The sequence below is a fragment of the Corynebacterium sp. HMSC064E10 genome, from assembly GCF_001812505.1.
GTDB lineage: Bacteria > Actinomycetota > Actinomycetes > Mycobacteriales > Mycobacteriaceae > Corynebacterium > Corynebacterium amycolatum.
On record NZ_KV809173.1, the window covers coordinates 1289572 to 1308769 of the forward strand.

Below are 19198 nucleotides of genomic sequence, written 5' to 3' on the forward strand. Positions count from 1 at the left end.
CAATCCGGACCATGTTCTACAGTTAGGCCTATGACCAACGATGCATCTTCAGTTCAGCCCAAAACCCGTGCCGACCTCGAACAGGTTCCGGCCTATGTTCCGGGCAAGACTGTGCCCGGCGCGCTGAAGATTGCGTCCAATGAAATGACCCAACCGCCGCTGCCCTCGGTGGTGGAGGCCATCTCGCAGACCATCTCTGACCCAACTACCAGTCCGAACCGCTACCCGGACATGGGCGCGGTTGACCTGCGCATTAAGCTCGGCGAACACCTGCGCCTGCCCATGGAGCAGGTCGCGGTCGGCTGCGGCTCCTCCGCTCTGTGCCTGCAGCTTGTGCAGGCCACCTGTGCGGATGGGGATGAGGTCGTGTTCCCGTGGCGCAGTTTCGAGGCCTACCCCATTCTCGCTCGCGTCGCCGGGGCTACTCCGGTGCCGGTGCCGCTGGATGCGCAGGGTCGCAATGACCTCTCAGCTATGGCTGCCGCTATCACCGACCGCACACGTCTGGTTTTCGTCTGTAACCCCAACAACCCAACGGGCACGACCGTCACTCGCGAGGCATTCGCGGAATTTATGGCGCAGGTTCCGGGCGATGTTGTGGTTGCTCTCGACGAGGCCTACATCGAGTTGGTGGACGAGGCCACTCACGCCGCTACCCCGTTGGCTCATGAGCTGCTGGATACCTACCCCAACCTGGTTGGCTTGCGCACATTCTCCAAGGTCTACGGCCTGGCCGGGCTCCGCGTGGGCTACATGTTCGGTCCGGAGAAGCTTGTGGAGGCCGTGAATAAGGTCGCTATCCCCTTCTCCGTAAACACTCTTGCGCAGATCGCCGCGCTCACCTCGCTAGACGCACAGGAAGAGCTCACCGCCCGCATCGCCGAGGTCCGCGCACAGCGCGTCGCTGTCACCGAGGCCATCAACGCCGCCACCGGCCGCGAGACGGTGCTGCCGAACTCGCAGGCCAACTTCATTTGGATTGCTGAGGATCGGATTGCCGATCTCTCTTTGCTTGACGACGTCTCGGTGGCCACCACCACGGATCTCGGTGACTTCTTGGCGCAGCGCAACATTCTCATCCGCTGCTTTGCCGGCGAAGGTGCTCGCATCACCATCACTACCGAGGAAGAGACCTCGCAGCTGCTGGCTGCGCTAGGAATTGAGCACTAGCAGCTATCGCTCAGCTAGCAGGTGCCGGCGCGGCCAGTGGTTGCGCCACCACTGCGCTCAATCGCCTTTGCGATGCGGTCGAGCATCTGCTGGCCGGTCTCATAGGTGCCGTCGTCAGGCTGGGCTGCGATAGCGACACCAACGAAGGTGCCCGGCTTCTTGCCCGGCAGATAGCCGAACTGCCGCACAAGGTAGACGCCTTCATCATCGGGGCCCCAACCGCCCTTGAAGTGGGCACCGCGGATGCGTCCGAGGCCGTAGGACTGCTCGTCGGCAATCTGCCCCATGAGGTCAGCAACCTTTGGGCCCTCCTCGATGCACTGCAAATTGGCGCCGAAAACGGCTTGGTCGCGCAAATCCCACTGCGTCTGTCCGAAGACGGTGTATTGCGCGCGGATGCGGTCAGTGCCCATGACGGTGCGGGTGTCGTGGCCCTCTCGAAGGATTTTATTGGTGGTCTCGCCTGCGGTCGCGTCATCTCCCAGGGAGTACCACATGGACTCAGCCGCGTCGTTGTCGGAAACCGTGATTGCAGATTCCACCTGCGCGTCCACGCCCAATTGGCGCACATAAGCCACTGCGATTGGCACCTTGGAGGTAGACCAGGCCGGACCAGTTTTGAAATCCCCCGTGGAAACCACTTCGGAATCTTTATCCGGCGTTGCCAGAGCGGCGCCGGCCAAACCACCGAATTCCTTTTGCGCGGACTTCACGGCCTCGACAACTTCGCGAGGCATCTCACCGGGCACAACTTTCCCGCCGGAGGATGCGCCTCCGGGGCCGTCGTCAAGCGAATTGGACAGCGTCGGCGAGGGCATCGACGAGTCGGAGTTGGTGCCGATGGTGCAGGCGCTAAGACCGAGCGTGACGACGGCGGTTGCGGCCAGAGCTACTCGGAGACGTTTAGACAATGTGCACCGTCGCATTCGTACCGCCGGTGCAGGTGACAACCTCACCGTTATCGCGGCAGGTCATGGTGTAAGTCTTGCCAGTTGTTGGGCTGCTAGCGGTGACAGTACCGTTGAGCTTCTTCGTAAGTTGGTACTGCTCAACGAAGGAATTGCGCACGTTGGTGGCAAACGGGCAGGTTGTCGTGTTACCTCCGACATTTTCTGCATATACCAAGTTCAAATCACCCGAATCACCCGAGCCGGAGCAGTGGCGCCAACTCGATGGCGGCTGGAATTCCTCAGCGCGACGCTTCTTCTCAGCGGTCGACGACGTGGAGGAATCCTCAGTTCTAGCGGACTGAACCGACTGGGATGAGTTGCTGCCGGCTGAATTCACTCCCTTCGAATCGGAGAAGTAGAAGAAGGCCATTGCGCCGGCGAGGAGGGAAACCGCAACGAGCGCCAGGACAATAACCGCGATGGTCAGCCCCTTATTGTCATTGCTCGGTGCAGCAGCCGGCCCAGCTTGCGGGCCAGGGACATAGGGGGCGGGGCGGTACGGCTCAGGCTGCTGGGACTGTTGATACTGCTGCAGATACTGCGCTTGCCCCTCAGCCTGCTCCCACTGTGCCCCATCCACAGCGCTCCACGCATTTGCCGGCGTATCTGCAGAGGGCTGATCATCTGACGCGTCCGGATTTATGCTCCACTCACCGAACGAGTCGTCCGAGTGGTTGCTCCGATTCGTTGCCATTGTTCGACCTTTTCCCTCAATACCGTCCGCCAGTTTGACGCTGGGTTTGTATTACAGCAAGACCGAGCTTACCGGTTTTGGCAAATTGCCCGTATTGTTTCAGGCCACAACGGTTTCGGGTCCATGTCATGCAGCTTTTCCACCGAGTGCCCCGGGTTGAAGTGGATTTCAGTTCCTGTATTCAACGAACCGTCGGCAATCGCGTCGGCGCCCCCTTGGCGATGGTGTCATTGACCACCAGTTCCTGAGCATGTGCGATACTGCCGAATCCCGCACATGTCCGCGCATGTCATACCTGCGGCCGGAGAGAATGCAGCAATGCGCGCAATACCGCGGTTACGTACGGTACGACTATCCGTCGCTGACCCCACCACATACGCCAATTTTGAAGACAAATGAAGAAACCCCCCAGTAGAACAACTACCGAGGGTTTCCATCTGCGGAAGCAGGGGGATTCTGCCCCTTTTCTGCGTTGCAGCTGGTCAGCGCATGTATTCAACCCGCCTACCGTGCGTCGTGACAAGGTTCGTGACAAGGCCATCATCACACAGCACGAAAACAGCAAAGGAAAAAGCATGTCCACCTACACCGCCCACGCACTCCGAGAACTACAAGAACTCACCGCAAGTATCGTGTGCCCCGAGCTTCCACTAACCGACGAGATCGACGACGGCACACCGCTCACCATTGAGCATGTGAACACCCTCACCGACGCGCTTAGCCGTATTGCAGGCCGTGACGTACACAAGGAAGTTCAGACCGCCCTTGAATCAGCTAGGGATAGGCACCAAGCCGCGCCTGGCGATACCAACAACAGCTAAGTCATTAAGCGACCGGCCCGGCCATGCTAAGTGTAAGAATCACCCGGTTTTACATAATCGCAGGCTAGGGCCGGTGCTGTAGAACGCCCTGTAAGCGATTAAGGGGTGTTAGGGTACGCGCTCCCGCCCTTTAACCGCTTAGAATCGATTTGCGAACAGGGGTTTTGCGCAGGTCAACGAGGATATGCCCCACGAGTGCACGGAAACTACGAGGTGGTGAACCACCACCCCGCGGCATTTCGAGCACGAAAGCTAACACGGAATCCCGTGTGTAAGCTACTGACAAAAGTTGCCAGCAGACAGACCCCATGCGAGCGCGGGTGGATATTTTACGCCGGCGTAAATTCCCGCAATCCCTCCCCTATGCGGAAGCCGTCTATTACGAACATCGTAACGGTTGGTGCGGACGGTAAGCCCACATTTGAGTAGACTATCCGTGGTCCCCCTGGCGTAAGTCAGTAGCCAAAGTGACACGCCCGGCTTGGCCGGTTTTGACTACTAGCGTTGGCCACTAGCTAGGCACCTAGCTACTCGAGATAGACCACCGCCTAAGGCGCTCACACCTAGAGCGTTAGGGGCGGTGGTTAACCCAGCTATTAAAAATACCCCCACATAGGGGAACGGCCTCCCGCCCAATTATTCGTCAATAGCCAAGGTCATCTCGTGGTTAGGGCTTTTGCGTCTTACAGTTGCAGAAGAATTGCGTCTTACAGTTGCAGAAGAATTAGGCGCGCCGTGTGAGAATGGTTCAAGGGTCAGCGTGGTTACTGGTTACGTAATCACCTAATGGACAAGGATTAAATCCCTTGCACATATCGGACCTCAGCACTATTCAGCGACGAAAAGGGAAGGACCGCAGATATGAGCGCGACTCTGTACAAGAACTCGTTCGACTGCGGCGAGATGCTGGCCTTTAGGGATGCAGCAGGTCGCATTTCTCACGTACACAAAGAAGACATGAACTCGGAGCTCGCAACGATTTACTCCAACCCGGAGGTGCTATCCGTAATGAACGACAGCATCGACGATTACCTCGACGGCCGATTCACCGACTTCGAGATCTAATATCCGAGCTATTTCATGGCCGATAAGCAGTACCGTTTTCAGATCGCTGTCAGCGCTCAACGCCAGTACGACAAGGCCATAAAAAAGCGCCCGGAGAAACGAGAAAAGGTACGCAAAGCCGTAAAGCTCATGGAGACTTATGGCCCGTCCTATCCATCGTTTAGAACTCACATGCTCGAGGGCGTTAAAGCGGAGAGTGAGCCGATTTACATCTCGTACATCGAAAACAACACGCCATCGGCTTGGCGTATCCACTGGTCTTGGTGGGGCGATAACAAAATTGTCGCCCTTTACGTAGGGCCCCACCCGTAGAAACCCCTCACCAAACGGCGAGGGGTTTTTCGTATTTCCACGCTAATAGGTACACCAAGCGGGGGTGTGGATCACCGAATCCGTTATGCCCAAATCCGGGCATTTACCAAATTGGTATTTCCTCCCCGGTCATTATTGACCGTGCACGCGCTCACCGCGTAACCCTATAATCCAGAATCCGGGATTATGCCCAAGGCTCACGGACCTCACCGAGATATTTACAAGTTGTAAACAACAGGCGATTGGGCCACTGCCACCAGCGCCGAATCTTAAAAGTTTTAAAATCCTAAACATTCACGGCTTCACGTGTCACATTTGTTACACCTGCCGGGGCCGCCGGATTTCCCACCGGCGGGAATTTCACCGAGACAAAAGCGCCCTACCACCAGCACGCGCGGGGAGGGAATGCGCCGCCAGCAGTAGGGCCAATGCCACAGTCTCACAGTCAAACTGGAGCACCGACAGAATAACCCGCTATACGGATTACCGCGCGCCAAGACACCTAGCCCCTATCAGCGCTTACCAAACGGGGATTTCTCCAATTCCTCAATCGCACGCGCCCGCTGCGCATACGCCGCCACAATCTCTTTCGCAGGCTTAGGCTCCATTGCTTCCAGCGACCGGATCAGCGCCGTAAGCTCATCAAACTGCAGTTGCCACTTACCAGCTTCCAACTTCATGCAAACACCTCACATACCCTTTACGTTTTGACACCGATAGTTTACGGCAACCCCCACCCTTAAAACAGCCCGCCACCTGCAGCAACCACCACCGAGCAGCAGCGACCCAACCCCCTGATTTTGGGCTCGTTCGACACCACCGGCCACCGGGGGAGGTACCGCAACAACGCAGTGCCCTTTAGCGCCATGGACACCGCCAGGGTTACCTCCCCACCCCACTAATTAGCACCACAAAACAAAAGGAGAGAGAGACAAGCAAGCACAGCGAACCGAGAGAGTCGCGGGCGAGCCACCGCCCTAAGATTTCCCGGGGGCCGCACACCTCAAGGACACATGCACCGATTACGGACTGCAGCACACGCCCGGATTATCTAGCACCGACTACCCTGCCCGACGCGCCGCCATTTCTTCTTTCACCCTCAGCACGTCGCTAGTCCTGTAGGTCCACTTTTTGCCGTTCCAGAATCCTTGTAGTTTTCCAGCGCGCCGCCAATTGCGGACCGAGGTAGCGGACACGCCGCACCAGGTTGCGACCTCTACCGTGCTGCCTGCTGGTGGGTGCTTTTCAGGTGGATTAATGGCGTTCTGCAGGGTATCGGCATACAGCTCTACCTCATCGAGCCAGGACACCCCATTGCTACCCGAGCGCAGGGACCACCAGGAAGCTGAGGTAACCCACTGCAGGGCTGCTAGTTGGCTGCTGTGGCCTGCTAGCCACCAAGCAAGTGCTTCACCGCTGCGATCGCGTGGAACGCCTGTAGAGCCGTCAGCGCGCGCCTGTGCCACACCGCACCGCAACACATCTTGTAACTCAACCCCGAATTGCAACCAGCTCAAATTACATGGCGGTTGTGACCGTGGATTACGCCGCCTGATTTCCCCGAACCGAGCGACACGGCCATGACCGCCGATTAAGTCATCAAGGTTTTCCGCCATGCGCGCAATAGTGGTTAGTACTGTGGTGAGTCTGGTTTCAATGGCCTGTTGTTCAGATGTGTTTGACGTGTGAACCATCATGTTTTCATACTAGTTCACTTCACAAACGTTTTCTCGTGGCGTTGAACCGCCTCACACTGCGATCTGCTGCCACTCACCGGAAAAATGCGAAAACGGTCAAACCCGTACACAAACAGCGCAGCAATGCCCTCCGGCCGACAAGGCAGACTGGGGAGGGGGCCATCCCCTGGGCCAGGAATCCCACGGCCAGGCTCAGCCCTAGCGCCATTGCCAACCGGGGGCCATGCGCCCCGAGGGAGGGGGTTGCCCCCTGGGGTATAAAACTCCAGACCTGTAACCGCCCCTCACACCTACGCCACCGGGGGCCGGGATTAATCTCACGGAGGGGATAGCCCCCAGGGGTCTTTAACCACAGAACCGCCAGGCGCGTCGGGCTGTTTATACCCCGTTCTCCAAAGCCCCAAAACCCCAATGCAGGTCAGGGCATGTTTTTGGGCCCCAAACTGGTGCCCCAAAACCCCAAAACCCTAACGGTAGATTCATTGAGTTTGGAGGATTGGGGTTTGATTTTGGGGGCGTAAAACCCCCGCTGACCAGGGTTGGGGCGTTGGGGGATTGGAGTCCCACCCTATCCAGCTACCGACCTAGCTTCCGGTACTGGTATTCCGGCAATCCGTCTTTGTCGCGTGCCTGATTCTTGCCGGTGCCGTCCATGAGTGGAACGCGCTCAAGTAGCTTGTCATGGTCAACGACGTAGTGCAGCGCGTCAGGGAACTGATCGCGCAATCTACTATCAGCACTATTGCGTGCAGCACCGCCGATAACCCAACCGTCAAAGAATCCGTGGCGAACTCTGCGGCGAACCCAATTGATTGCTGTCTGCCGCCGCGCGTCGTCACGGGCAACCTCGTCTTCAACAATGCGGCGTGTCTTGTCCCGTGATTGTGCTGCCTTGAGTGCGGTTTCACACCGCTGCCGTGCCTGATCTGACTTATCCATGACCAGCCCGGCAATGCGCCATTCATCGAGGGTTACCGCAATGCGACCGCTGCTGTCGCTGCCATTGAGGACGGCCAGCAGGCACGCAACTTTGATTCTGGTTAGGTTTCTGTGTGTATGAACCGAGCCATCATCTTTGAGTTGGTTCTGCTCGTAGAGCTCAACAGTCTCTTCCTCCACCTCCCCCGGCAGGTCAATGGTTACCGGCTTCGGGTGCTGCTGTGTTTTCGACTCCGGTGGGGCAAAGGACTTCGGCATCACCACAGTTAGCGGCCCGGCGGCCAGTTCCTTATCGGCCCGGCGCTCACGACCGGGGTAGCGTGCTACTTCCAGCCACAACCACCGCTGAGGAGTACCGCCTGCTAGCTCATGCTCATTGAGCAGTGCTGCCGACCGTTCCGGCTGGATTCCACACAGCAGGGTGGCCCGGTACGAATGGGCCGGGATATTGCGGGTAGTCTCCCGGCTTCCGTTGACGGCCCCGGGGTTTTCCCCAGACCACACCTGACGGAGCACCGTCATAATCGTTGCACCGCGTTGCTGAGTACTTGCTGCCAGCCCATCAATTTCGGTTGCGACGAACAGGGCCCGGTCAACCTGCAGCCGGTCCTCATCTTTGGCCGGTGGCTTAAATACCTGTGCGACACCTTGGCCGGTGCCTAGTGGAAACTCTTCAATATCAACATCTAAGCCGCCCCGGTCATACTGTTTGAACTCCATGAGTTCACGGGCTACAGCCTGCGACGCGCCTTTACCTGCGCCCGAGGAACCGACTAGACCAACCAAAAGATTCAGTGATCCGTAGCCGCCAAGAATCGGTGGGGTTTGAACAATTGGAGGAATCGCCGCACTGACATAGGCCAGCACGTTTGCTAGCACTCCCCACGGACTCATACGCCTAGCAATGCTTCTATGCCAGATTTTCCTCATCGCCTGCGACGATGTGAACACCTGATATTCCAGCGGTTCGACATTCTCTAGCTGGTCCAGTGTGTACCGTGTTGGCTGATTACTCATACTGCACCGCCTCCCGGCGCTTAATCACATCTGCCAGATCTTCAATCGCCCGGCGCTGCTGTGGCCCCGCCAGTTCCCAGAGCAATCGCAGTTCATGGACTGTCAGTGTTGACTCCCAGGCGCTCATATCCACGCTGCCGAATTGCTCAATCGTTGCGAGTTTTCCAGCGACTTCGCGGGCGCACTTCCGCATGTCTTTCGAGTAGCCAAAACATACGGCTAGCTGCTGATAGGTGATAAAGTTGGGAGTTGATTCTGCGAATACCCCGTACCTGCCAGGCGCGGGGTTTTTCTTTTCGTTCATCGAGTTATCGCCCCTCTTTACGTGTGGCTATTGCCACGTCACAAAGATTCTTTTGACCTGTGTTGTGAACATCGCCGAGCCGGAACGTAAAGTAGGCAACGACGGAACCCATACAAATTTCGTCGTTTCCCCCGTGCTGCAACACGGGGTTTTCTTTACGCTCACCCGCTTATCCATTAGGCACACCTCCCATACATGCCCGCCTGAATCTCACGGGCAATTGCGGAAAAATCTTCGGGAGTCATGTCACCCATTCGAATAATCTTCCGAAAACCGTTGCCCGCCGGTAGATCCACGACTAGACCTACAAGCTCCGTCACATCTGCCGGAACCTCACCAGTGACACCAACCCCTGTGAGAAAGTCCAACACCTTTGGGTCTGTCTTTGGACGGTAGGAATCAGTCATTGTTTTCACGCTCCTGTCTCTAGGCCGCGTTGCGTTCAATTAGAGCTTCCATCGACTCACGATTAACCCGGAGGGCGCGGGGTGTGATGTATGACGCTTCGATCTTTCCATCGTCAATAAGTCGGTAGACGGTCCGTGTTGACAGACCGTACTCTTCGGCGATTCGGGATACCGAAATCCATCGGGGTTTTGGTTGTGCTGACATTTTTTCTCCTTTTCGGGTCGGTGTCAGAACCTGTCATGGCACCCATTCGCGCGGTAGGCAATACGTGAACCAATGAGTGCATAAAGGACGTTACAACACTCTACCAATGGGTCACGTTACGACGGCGCTGACGGGCACGGTAACGATCACTAAACCCACTGTTCAGAGACTTTTCAACAGCAGTTATCCACAGAGTTATACACAGTCACATTAAGGAAAATAAGGAATATCCACAGGGGAATTCAGCACAATCACGTTAAGGAATACGACGAGAAAATACTTATCCGCCAGCTTCGCAAAATCTTTATGCGTCGCATTGTTTACATAGGGATAAAACAACGGGGCAATTTGCGTTATTTATGGGGAGCGGTCCGCATAATTGCACAAAAAAGTTCCCCCACCCGGAACCAACCGAGCAGGGGACAACAGCCAACAGGCTAAGCGTTACGCCGCCTCGTCATCGAGCTTCACCAGCGGCATAACGATCCGGTTGGCAACCTCAATATCGCGAGCCTGCGACGAGTGCTGATACTGCAGCGCCGCGTTCACAGTACTGTGACCAAGCCGCGCCATGATCTCCGCCAACGACCCACCAGCACGCGCGAATTCAGTTCCGCCGTAATGCCGCAAGATATGCGAATGAGTGTTCGTGTGCCCCAGCGTCTCCTCACACACCCGTTTCAACATCGTGTTGAATCTACGACGGTCCACCCGGCCCCCGTCTTTATTGGGAAACAGCAGACCCTCACGGCCCGGCTGCGAAAACGTCTCCATATGCTGCCGCAACGCCGGGACGCAACCATTTGGGATAGTCACCCACCGGCTCCGCTTGGATTTCAGATAATGCACCACTTCGTTAGTGTCCTCCCGGTATTGGCGTTGCACATGAATCTTCCACACGTTCCCATCGTGAAAAACATCTTTCCGCCTTAGCTCACACCACTCACCGACACGGAACGAGCAACCAGCAAAGATAAGCACCGGGGCTTTATAGCGCGCGGGAATCTTAGCGATAAACTTTGCAAACTCCGCCGGTGTCGGGATCTCCTGCTCTCTCTTCGCCGGTGGCCGCTTGCTAGCGCCCTCAATACTGACTGGGGATACTTCAATCAGCTCATCACGCACCGCCTGATTAAAGATCGTTGCCAGCAGCGCGTACACGTCCCGGTTGCGCTTATCCCGCCCCTTACGGGTTTTCAGCATGGAAAAGTACCAATCACGGACCTGATCGCGGGTAACAGACTGCAGGGACTTATCACCTAGCACCGGCTTAATGTCGTTTTTGAACATACTTCCGTAGGTGAGTTGGGTACTGCGTTCCCAACGGCGCTTTTCCGGAAGCGTCTTGTAAAACTCTGTGACGGTCATCTTCGCGAGCTTCTTCGCCCGCTCCCGCTGCTGCGGTGGTGTCCATTCATCGAACAAGAATAGGCGCTCTTCCGCTTCACGCCATGCTTCCGCCTGGGATTTGCGGGGGAAGGTCTTTGAGTACGACTTACCCTTATGGGTGTAGCGAACGCGCCACGAGCCGGACGGCAATTGCTTAGGGCTGCCGATTTTCTTTGCCATTGTCAGCGTCTCCTTTGACGTGCGTGCCTACCGCGCGTGACGAGATTCGTGACAAGTCGTGACAAGATTCGTGACAAATGAGAGTGTATCAGGTGGCGTACTAGTCATAACGTGACGTAGACTGATAAGCGCCTGACCAGCACAGACAACAGGGAAAACCCCCAGTAGAACAACTACCGGGGGCTTCTAACTGCGGAAGCAGGGGGATTTGAACCCCCGGAGGTGTGACCCTCGCTGGTTTTCAAGACCAGTGCATTCGGCCGCTCTGCCATACTTCCAACGACAACATCATAACCGCATACCGCCGTGAGGCAGCAAACGCCCTCATAACACCCCTTGCCAGCACCTTTCGCTAGTCTTCTCATCCCAAACCACACCCCAAGCATCCACCTCTACAGACATAACTATTTTTGCTAATTGCAAAAGAGCTTGAAATACCGCGTGCATAACCAGTTTTTGCATTACCTTTGAAGACTATGAAGGCAATCATTCAGACTGATCTTTCCAACCCCCGCGCCCTGGAATGGGCCGATGCTCCGGAACCGACTCTCGAGGATGGGCAGGTGCTGGTCAAGGTCAAGGCCGCTGGAGTAAACCGCGCTGACCTGCTGCAGGCCGCTGGCCACTACCCGCCACCGAAAGGCGTGACCGACACCCTCGGCCTGGAGTGCGCGGGTGTCATTGAAGAGGTCAAGGGCGACTCTCAGGGCTGGAAAGTCGGCGACGAGGTCTGCTGCCTTCTCTCCGGTGGCGCTTACGCCGAAAAGGTCGCAGTCCCGGCCGGCCAGATTCTCCCACTGCCACATGGCTACTCCTTCACCGAGGCCGCATCTATCGTCGAGGTTGCCTGCACGGTGTTCTCGAATGTCGTGATGATTGCCGGCCTAAAGGAAGGCGATCTACTACTGGTTCACGGTGGCGCGGGTGGCATCGGCACTTTCGCTATTCAGATGGCCAAGCAGCTGGGCGCTCGCGTCGCAGTCACCGCCGGGTCGGCGGAGAAGCTGGCTAAGTGCAAGGAGCTCGGCGCCGACATCCTCATCAACTACAAGGAAGACGACTTCGAGGAAATCGTCACAGCTGAGGGCGGTGCCAATGTCATTCTGGACATCATGGGCGCAAAGTACCTCGACCGAAACGTCAAGGCCCTGGCGAAGGACGGCCACCTGGTCATCATCGGCATGCAGGGCGGCGTAAAGGGCGAGCTCAACATCGGCCGCCTGCTGAGCAAGCGCGGCTCCATTACCGCCACCGGCCTGCGCTACCGCGATCTAGCTGACAAGGCTCGCATCGTCAACGCCACAGAGGACACCATCTGGCCAATGCTTGCCGACGGCACCGTCACCCCTCAAATTCATGAGGTCATGGATATGCGCGACGCGGCCAAGGCCCACGAACTGCTCGACAGTGGCGCGGTCAGCGGCAAGATTGTGCTGACCGTCTAGTTAGCTGACCGCCTAGTTAACCGAGCGAGGCAACTGCGCGCACAAGCTGGTCAATGTCGTGCGGTGTATTGAACGGCTGGAGGCCGACTCTCACGGCACCTCCAGCCTCAGCGATGCCCATGGCCTCCAGCAGTGGCGATTCGTATGCATCAACAATGCTGGTCACCAGGCCATTATCCAGCAGCCTATCCACGACCACCTTCGCCGACACCCCATCGACGAGGAAGCTAACGCGCGGAATGTGCTGTGCTCGCGACACACTCGCGAAAGAATCATCTTCGGTATCCATGCCGATGATGTACACCCGCGGCAGGGTCATCAGCGCCGCAATCAGGCGCTCCGACAACGTCGTCAAGTAGCGAGAAACCTGCGGCATCGCCGTTTCAATGCGGTGCCTACGCGACCCCCTCGCCGTGCTATCCAGCGATGCCAGGTGCAGCACCGATTCCGACACCCCACCGAGCAGTGCCGGCGACACCGGGGAAACCTCAATCCGCTCGACGCCGCGCGCATTCGGCACATAGCTTAACGACGTCATGCGCTCGAACATCTCGGGATCCTTGAACACCAAAGCTGCGACCTCAGGCCCGCCCAGCACGGAGGCGTCAACCAGCATGATGTCGGCGCCCAGCTTGCTCATCGACACGTCGCGGTAGGCAACAATATCCGAGACATCGACCAACACCCAGGCGTTGGAGTGCTCATGCACCCGCCGAGAAATGTCAGCTACCGGCGCAATGGTGCCAACGAATGGATCCGCGGCCGGGACGACAACAAGGCGAGTGCCCTCGTCTACAAGTTCGTCGAACTGCCAGGAGGGCAACGTACCCGAGGACAAGTCAGCCTCAGCAATGCGGACTTGAGCCCCGTAGAGATTGGCTGCCCGGCGTAGTGGTGCGTGTACGACCTGCGAACCGATGCGAGAAATCACCAGGTTAGAGCCGAGCGTCAAGCGTCGACTCATTGCGGAGGTGAACTGCTCCATGAGCACCTCACGCGAAGAACCCAACACCACACCGGCGACCGGACCGCCAGTGAGGTCTGCAAAAGCCCGGCGCGCACTGGCGGTTAGTTCCGCTGCAGCGGGCACCCCCGAGCTGCGCGACTGGCCATGAGCCCCCGCCCCAGTCTCACCTGGAAGGGACTTCTGCGCATTGCGAAATGCAGAAATCATCGCAGCCTGAACACGTTCGGGCACCTGGGTGCGTTGACCCGCATTGAGGTATGTCCACCCGTCGGAAAGCGACGAGTAAGCACCCCTGGTTGTAGGCACATCGAAGGCCATGAAAACCCTTTCCCGGTTTTGAATTCAAGCTGCGATATCTATTTCAGAATTAACCGTGCAATCACCCACGAATCGAGTGTCCATGCCTCGAACCGTGTATCGCTTGCACATCTTAGTTGGAGCCAATTCTATCGAAGCAACCCCCTATAGGATAATCTTTATCCCTTTTTAGTAGTTGCTTAAAATTGGCTGAACTTTTCCTGCCTGTAGCCATGCGCAAGCACTCCCGATGCGTGAATCATATGCACCAGCCGCAGACCATAAAGCAGTTACAGCGGCGATTGTATGTAAGTTTTCCAGAGTCACATAACCAATCACATAACCAGTTGTGAAACCAGCCTCAGAAGCACCACGTAACCACCAATGACAACCATCCCACGCGACCGTCGTTCGCCGTCATGACGTGGAATAATGGCTCGCCCGGCGCTGTCGGTATTCAATCTAATCCGCCCTTGCTAGTAGTTTGGAGACGTGACTAACGCAGAAAATGATTGCCAATCCGCAGACGCAGCCGACCAGTCTGCCGATACTGTGCGCAATGGCTCCGCTCTCCGCACGGAGGAAACCCTCCGCCGCGACATTGCGCGAATGGTTGACGCAACGGGTGAGGCACCGGCTTTCAAGTCGCGTTCCCGTACCATGGGCGCTGCCTGGCGGGATCTGGCTACCGGCTTTGGCCAGCGCGAACTGTGGCTGCAACTGGGCTGGCAGGACATCAAGCAGCGGTACCGTCGCTCCACGCTTGGCCCGCTGTGGATCACCATTGCCACCGGCGCAATGGCCCTGGCTCTCGGCCTGCTGTACTCGCTGCTGTTCCAGCAGGACCTGGCGTTCTTCCTGCCGCACGTGACCGTTGGTCTGATTATCTGGGGCTTCATCTCCGGCTGCGTGCGCGAGGGCGCAACCGTCTTCATTGAAAATGAAGGCCTCATCAAACAGTTGCCCAGTGCGCTGAGTGTTCACGTCTACAGGCTGGTGTGGCGTCAGTTGCTTTTCCTGGCCCACAACATGGTGATCTGGCTGATTCTCGTGCTGGTCTTCCGTCCGGATTTGGGCTGGAACTTCTTCCTGGTCATCCCCGCGATGGCGCTGCTGGTGGTCAACGGTGTGTGGGTGACGATGTTCTTCGGCATCATCGCTACGCGCTACCGCGACGTGGCACCACTGCTGGATTCCCTAATTCAGCTGGTGTTTTACATGACTCCGATTGTGTGGACCACCAAGACACTGGAGGAACAGGGCGGTGCCGTCGCCGAACGCGCACGCATCGCAGAGATCAATCCCCTGTTCCACTACCTGGAAATCATCCGCGCCCCACTGACCGGCCAGCCGGTGGATACCTACCACTGGTGGGTCGTCCTTGCCTGCACCGCAGTTGGCCTGCTGCTGGCACTCGGGGCCATGCGCCTGTGGCGCTCCCGCGTGAGCTACTGGGTTTAGGCCGCAAAGGCCGTCGTAAAGCGAATAGAACTAGCAAGGGATAAGCATGGTCAGCATTGATACTTACAACGCGTGCGTTGACTTCCCCATTTTCGACGCCAAATCGCGGTCGATGAAGAAGGCGTTCCTCGGCGCCGCGGGTGGTGCGATTGGCCGCAATGACTCCAATGTCGTGGTCATTGAGGCGCTGAAGGATATCAACATCCATCTGCGTGAGGGCGACCGCGTCGGCTTGGTAGGCCACAACGGAGCGGGTAAGTCCACGCTGCTGCGACTACTGTCGGGAATCTATGAGCCCACGCGCGGTGCCGCCGATGTGCGCGGGCGTGTGGCTCCGGTGTTCGACCTCGGTGTCGGCATGGACCCGGAGATCTCCGGCCTGGAAAACATCATCATCCGTGGCCTGTTCCTGGGGCAGACGCGCAAGCAGATGAAATCCAAGCTCGACGAAATCGCAGAATTCACCGAACTCGGCGATTACCTGCACATGCCGCTGCGCACTTACTCCACCGGTATGCGCGTGCGTTTGGCGCTCGGTGTGGTCACGTCCATTGAGCCGGAGATCCTGCTTCTCGACGAAGGCATCGGAGCCGTCGACGCCGCATTCATGGCGAAGGCCCGGACGAAGTTGACCGAATTGGTCGACCGCTCCGGTCTGCTGGTGTTTGCGTCGCACTCGAATGAATTCCTGGCGCAGCTGTGTGACACGGCACTGTGGATTGATCACGGTACGGTTCGACAGGCAGGGCTTGTCGACGAAGTGGTCGAAGCCTACGAAGGTAAAGAAGCCGCCGACCAGGTGCGCAACGTGCTCGCGCAGCGCCGGTAGTAGCTTCGCGGGGAGCTGGGCGCGGGTCCATAGTGGCCAAGCGGGCGGCTCGCGGGCAGATTGCGGGCGGCGCGGGTGGTTGGCGAATTGCTCACCCGGAGCAACATGGCAAGATAGACAGCAATAAAAACAGTAATAAACGGTACGTCCCCGATGGAGAACGAAGTGAGCGAAAACTCGGCTGACCACCCAAAGCACGATGAGGCAGCAACGGCCGCAATCGTGGTGACTCACAACCGCATCGAGGACCTGCGTCAATCGCTTCCCATCGTTGCCAGCCAGACCCACATGCCGAAATGGCTCATCATCGTCGACAACGGCAACGACCCGAAGGTCAAGGAGCTCGCTGAGCAGGTGGCGGCGCAGCAGTCGTCGGAAAGCGGATTGGCACCGGAAATTCACTACCTCGGCTCCAAGACGAACCTGGGCGGCGCTGGTGGTTTCGCACTGGGCATGCTGACTGCGCTGTCGCTGGGCGCGGAGTGGATTTGGTGCGCCGATGATGACGGGCGCCCGGAGGACTCCTACGTGCTGAAGGCGCTGCACAGCTGCGCGCGACGTCACCAGCTCGACGCTGTCTCGCCGGTGGTCTGCGACATTAAGGCCCCGAACAAGCTGGCATTCCCCCTGCGTCGCGGGCTGGTGTGGCGCCGTCATCGCGAAGAGCTTTTCGAAAGCGGCATCAACCCCAAACTCCCGGAAGTACGCGACTCCGAGGGCACGAAGTGGTTCACCAACTTCGCAGATCAGAAAGCTGCGACCGGGCTCGAACTGCCTAGCGACCTCGAGACCATCGACGGCAACCACGACCTCCTGCCCGGCATCGCATCCCTGTTCAACGGCGCGCTGTTTAGCGCCCGCTCGCTGGAACAGCTCGGCGTTCCCGACTACCGCCTATTCATCCGCGGCGACGAGGTCGAATTCCACCGCCGCCTGGTCCGCTCCGGCCTCCGGTTCGGCACATGCTTGACGACGGCCTACCTGCACCCCTCCGGCTCGGGTGAATTTGTGCCCATTCTCGGCGGCAAGATGCACACGCAGTACCCGACCAATGACTTCAAGCGCTACTTCACCTACCGCAACCGCGGCTACCTGATGAGCCAGCCCGGCATGCGCAAGCTCATGCCACAGGAGTTCCTGCGCTTCGGCTGGTTCTTCCTGGTCCAGCGTCGCGATGTACGCGGCTTCTACCGCTGGTTCAAGCTTTTAAAGCAGGGGCGCGCAGAGAACTTCGAGCGCTTCGATCCGAAGTCGAAGTAGTTCGGGCTGGGGCGCTGGGGAGGGCGCTGGGGCTGCTTGCTGGGGGGCTGGCTGGGGGGCTGGCTGGCGTTGCGGCGCTGGGGCTGGTGGGGCCGAGGTTGCGCTGGCCTGCATATTTGACCTCGCCCGGGTCATCTAGTCCGCATTTCGAGTGCTCAGCTCGCAAAAGCGTTACCTAACCCCTGGTTCCCTTCTACTCCACTGACATATCGATGAGGTATTCACTCATCGATGCGCTACAGCCTGCGCATAAGTGAATAGTCCTACGATAAGTGCGCGGGCCAGGACAACAGCGTGGCCATAAGTCCTGAAATGTCATCGACAAGTGGCGGGAAGTTGGCCATAAGTGAGCACGACGGCCAAAAAGCGTCGATGAGTCTTGAAAACCGTCGATGAGTGAAGTGAAACTGGCTATAAGTCGCTGGAAATCCGAGCCAGCCCGCTCGAAATCGTTCCAAGTCCGGTCAGCACAATTGCGACAGGTCAGCAACTGAACCTAGCTGGAGTCGCGAGAGGTCGGTGCATTTTCCAGAAGCTGCAAACGCTGCTTACGCTGCTGGATTCTGGACTCACGGAGCTGCCGATCTTTATACGGGACAGTGGCTTGACGAAAACGCCCAACTTCGGACGAAAATACCAACCCACCTGCCTGAATGCGCTGCCTCTGCCGAATAGCGAACTGTCGCAAGACCTCCACGCAGTCCCCATTAATGACCTGTGACCATTGGAAGCGGAGTACATCTAAGTGGAGGTTCCTCAGACGCTTCTCACGAGCTTGCTCCTCCAGAAGTACAGTCTCCGTAGCCGCTACCCCACCACCGGAATACTTAGTCAGCCCATCGAACTCAATGATCAAATTCAGATGAGGCACATAGAAATCGACGCGCCCAATGAATCCTTCACTGTCATAGAACTCGACTTGCTGCATGAGCACGCATTTTTCGTCGTAAAGCGTGGCAATTCCTGAGTCGATTATGCATTTCTTTGTGATTGACTCACCGATGGTTTCGCTGTGTTCACTGGCAGTTCCGAGTAGCTCACGGGCACGACGGGTTCCCGGCGAGCGTGGGTAATTTGTGAGGACCGTATGCAATTCTTCGAGCTCACACCACTGCCGTAGTGCGGTGTCAACGATGATTGGCCCGTTTTCGGACTCGGCGGAGCGGCAGATATCGATGACGGTTTTCGGCACATCGGTAACGTAGCGCCCACCAATGCGAACGATGTCTTGTTCGAGAATCTTGCCACCGACATGGCGCAATCCGCCGCCGGGTCGGCGCAGGCCGGAATTGGCAAGCGCGATTGTGGCATTTCGAACAAGCAACGGGATGCCATGCAGCGCAGCGGCTGCTTCGCCTGTGATAACTGTCCCGGAGCCCGGTTTGACCAGTGCCTTTATCTGCAGTTGAAAACGTTCGAATGCTGACAAAGCATTCCAGCGAGAGCAATCAATGTAGGTGCCATACGCCAGCCTGAGCAGGGATTTATCTCGAATATTTGTGCTTTCGACGTGCCCGTGCAGATTATCCAGCTCTGACTTGGCACTGACATATTCACAAGGATGCTTGATTTGCTTCTGCGCAGCGGCCTGAATAAGGCCATCGGAATCGTAAGTCCAGGTAGGCATTGGTTTGGACACACTCCCCGAGGTCGGCTACAGGCATTCACACATTGGAATTAGTGCCTTCATTTATGGCCGACTCCGTGAAAATTGGCAGCAGAAAAGCCGCCGAATTGCCCTTATCTGTGGACAATTTGGCGACTGTGGATAACTGCGTAGAAGCTAATT

General features: G+C 57.5%; 19 protein-coding genes and 1 tRNA gene. 8 read left to right on the forward strand and 12 right to left on the reverse strand.

Features of this window, described 5'->3' with window-relative positions; translation table 11 throughout:
• The first annotated feature begins 30 nt into the window (after window positions 1–30).
• Window positions 31–1170 carry a histidinol-phosphate transaminase gene (locus HMPREF2860_RS07515; protein WP_070628727.1) on the forward strand — a complete coding sequence of 380 codons (1140 nt, stop codon included), beginning with the start codon at window positions 31–33 and terminating at the stop codon, window positions 1168–1170.
• Between the two features lie 14 nt (window positions 1171–1184).
• Here HMPREF2860_RS07515 and HMPREF2860_RS07520 read toward each other — a convergent pair whose 3' ends face one another.
• Window positions 1185–2081: a hypothetical protein gene (locus tag HMPREF2860_RS07520; RefSeq protein WP_038627288.1), complete on the reverse strand. Its 897-nt coding sequence runs from the start codon at window positions 2079–2081 to the stop codon at window positions 1185–1187.
• A complete protein-coding gene (locus HMPREF2860_RS07525) occupies window positions 2074–2814 on the reverse strand; it encodes a hypothetical protein (protein WP_070628728.1) in 741 nt (246 codons plus the stop codon). The genes HMPREF2860_RS07520 and HMPREF2860_RS07525 overlap by 8 nt, the downstream gene beginning before the upstream one ends.
• Window positions 2815–3389: 575 nt before the next feature.
• Between HMPREF2860_RS07525 and HMPREF2860_RS11070 the strand changes: the two genes are divergently transcribed.
• From HMPREF2860_RS11070 to HMPREF2860_RS07540, 3 genes are all read left to right on the forward strand, one after another.
• Window positions 3390–3635, forward strand: coding sequence for a hypothetical protein (locus HMPREF2860_RS11070; RefSeq protein ID WP_141752985.1), 246 nt, complete (start codon window positions 3390–3392; stop codon window positions 3633–3635).
• An 861-nt stretch (window positions 3636–4496) separates the two neighbouring features.
• The gene (locus HMPREF2860_RS07535; RefSeq protein WP_070628730.1) at window positions 4497–4700 is read left to right on the forward strand and encodes a hypothetical protein; all 204 of its coding nucleotides are present in this window, start codon (window positions 4497–4499) and stop codon (window positions 4698–4700) included.
• Window positions 4701–4715: 15 nt separating this feature from the next.
• On the forward strand, window positions 4716–5012 hold the full coding sequence (locus HMPREF2860_RS07540; RefSeq protein ID WP_070628731.1) for a hypothetical protein: 297 nt from the start codon (window positions 4716–4718) through the stop codon (window positions 5010–5012).
• Window positions 5013–5524: 512 nt separating this feature from the next.
• Here HMPREF2860_RS07540 and HMPREF2860_RS11160 read toward each other — a convergent pair.
• The 8 genes from HMPREF2860_RS11160 to HMPREF2860_RS07565 all read right to left on the reverse strand — a co-directional run bounded on the left by HMPREF2860_RS11160 (window position 5525) and on the right by HMPREF2860_RS07565 (window position 11428).
• Window positions 5525–5692 carry a hypothetical protein gene (locus HMPREF2860_RS11160; RefSeq protein ID WP_168164999.1) on the reverse strand — a complete coding sequence of 56 codons (168 nt, stop codon included), beginning with the start codon at window positions 5690–5692 and terminating at the stop codon, window positions 5525–5527.
• A gap of 381 nt (window positions 5693–6073) precedes the next feature.
• Window positions 6074–6478: a helix-turn-helix domain-containing protein gene (locus HMPREF2860_RS11165; protein ID WP_168165000.1), complete on the reverse strand. Its 405-nt coding sequence runs from the start codon at window positions 6476–6478 to the stop codon at window positions 6074–6076.
• 807 nt (window positions 6479–7285) lie between these two features.
• Window positions 7286–8542 carry a hypothetical protein gene (locus tag HMPREF2860_RS07545; protein ID WP_070628732.1) on the reverse strand — a complete coding sequence of 419 codons (1257 nt, stop codon included), beginning with the start codon at window positions 8540–8542 and terminating at the stop codon, window positions 7286–7288.
• A 115-nt stretch (window positions 8543–8657) separates the two neighbouring features.
• Window positions 8658–8969, reverse strand: coding sequence for a hypothetical protein (locus HMPREF2860_RS07550; protein WP_070628733.1), 312 nt, complete (start codon window positions 8967–8969; stop codon window positions 8658–8660).
• 176 nt (window positions 8970–9145) lie between these two features.
• Window positions 9146–9376, reverse strand: a complete 231-nt coding sequence (locus HMPREF2860_RS07555; RefSeq protein ID WP_070628734.1) for a hypothetical protein — start codon at window positions 9374–9376, stop codon at window positions 9146–9148.
• A gap of 19 nt (window positions 9377–9395) precedes the next feature.
• The gene (locus HMPREF2860_RS10920; RefSeq protein WP_083309515.1) at window positions 9396–9581 is read right to left on the reverse strand and encodes a helix-turn-helix transcriptional regulator; all 186 of its coding nucleotides are present in this window, start codon (window positions 9579–9581) and stop codon (window positions 9396–9398) included.
• Window positions 9582–10025: 444 nt separating this feature from the next.
• Window positions 10026–11150 carry a tyrosine-type recombinase/integrase gene (locus HMPREF2860_RS07560; protein ID WP_070628735.1) on the reverse strand — a complete coding sequence of 375 codons (1125 nt, stop codon included), beginning with the start codon at window positions 11148–11150 and terminating at the stop codon, window positions 10026–10028.
• 193 nt (window positions 11151–11343) lie between these two features.
• Window positions 11344–11428, reverse strand: a tRNA-Ser gene (locus tag HMPREF2860_RS07565).
• A gap of 198 nt (window positions 11429–11626) precedes the next feature.
• On the opposite strand from HMPREF2860_RS07565, the gene HMPREF2860_RS07570 reads away from it, so the two are divergent.
• A complete protein-coding gene (locus HMPREF2860_RS07570; RefSeq protein WP_070628736.1) occupies window positions 11627–12595 on the forward strand; it encodes an NAD(P)H-quinone oxidoreductase in 969 nt (322 codons plus the stop codon).
• A gap of 16 nt (window positions 12596–12611) precedes the next feature.
• Here HMPREF2860_RS07570 and HMPREF2860_RS07575 read toward each other — a convergent pair whose 3' ends face one another.
• Window positions 12612–13880, reverse strand: coding sequence for an aminotransferase class V-fold PLP-dependent enzyme (locus tag HMPREF2860_RS07575; protein WP_038627283.1), 1269 nt, complete (start codon window positions 13878–13880; stop codon window positions 12612–12614).
• 471 nt (window positions 13881–14351) lie between these two features.
• Here HMPREF2860_RS07575 and HMPREF2860_RS07580 point away from each other — a divergent pair, with 471 nt between their 5' ends.
• From HMPREF2860_RS07580 to HMPREF2860_RS07590, 3 genes are all read left to right on the forward strand, one after another.
• On the forward strand, window positions 14352–15320 hold the full coding sequence (locus HMPREF2860_RS07580; RefSeq protein WP_038627281.1) for a galactan export ABC transporter permease subunit Wzm/RfbD: 969 nt from the start codon (window positions 14352–14354) through the stop codon (window positions 15318–15320).
• A 46-nt stretch (window positions 15321–15366) separates the two neighbouring features.
• The gene (locus tag HMPREF2860_RS07585) at window positions 15367–16149 is read left to right on the forward strand and encodes a galactan export ABC transporter ATP-binding subunit Wzt/RfbE (protein WP_038627279.1); all 783 of its coding nucleotides are present in this window, start codon (window positions 15367–15369) and stop codon (window positions 16147–16149) included.
• Window positions 16150–16302: 153 nt separating this feature from the next.
• Window positions 16303–17409: a glycosyltransferase gene (locus HMPREF2860_RS07590; protein ID WP_070628737.1), complete on the forward strand. Its 1107-nt coding sequence runs from the start codon at window positions 16303–16305 to the stop codon at window positions 17407–17409.
• Between the two features lie 496 nt (window positions 17410–17905).
• Here HMPREF2860_RS07590 and HMPREF2860_RS07595 read toward each other — a convergent pair whose 3' ends face one another.
• The gene (locus tag HMPREF2860_RS07595) at window positions 17906–19036 is read right to left on the reverse strand and encodes a PDDEXK family nuclease (RefSeq protein ID WP_038627277.1); all 1131 of its coding nucleotides are present in this window, start codon (window positions 19034–19036) and stop codon (window positions 17906–17908) included.
• Window positions 19037–19198: the final 162 nt, after the last annotated feature.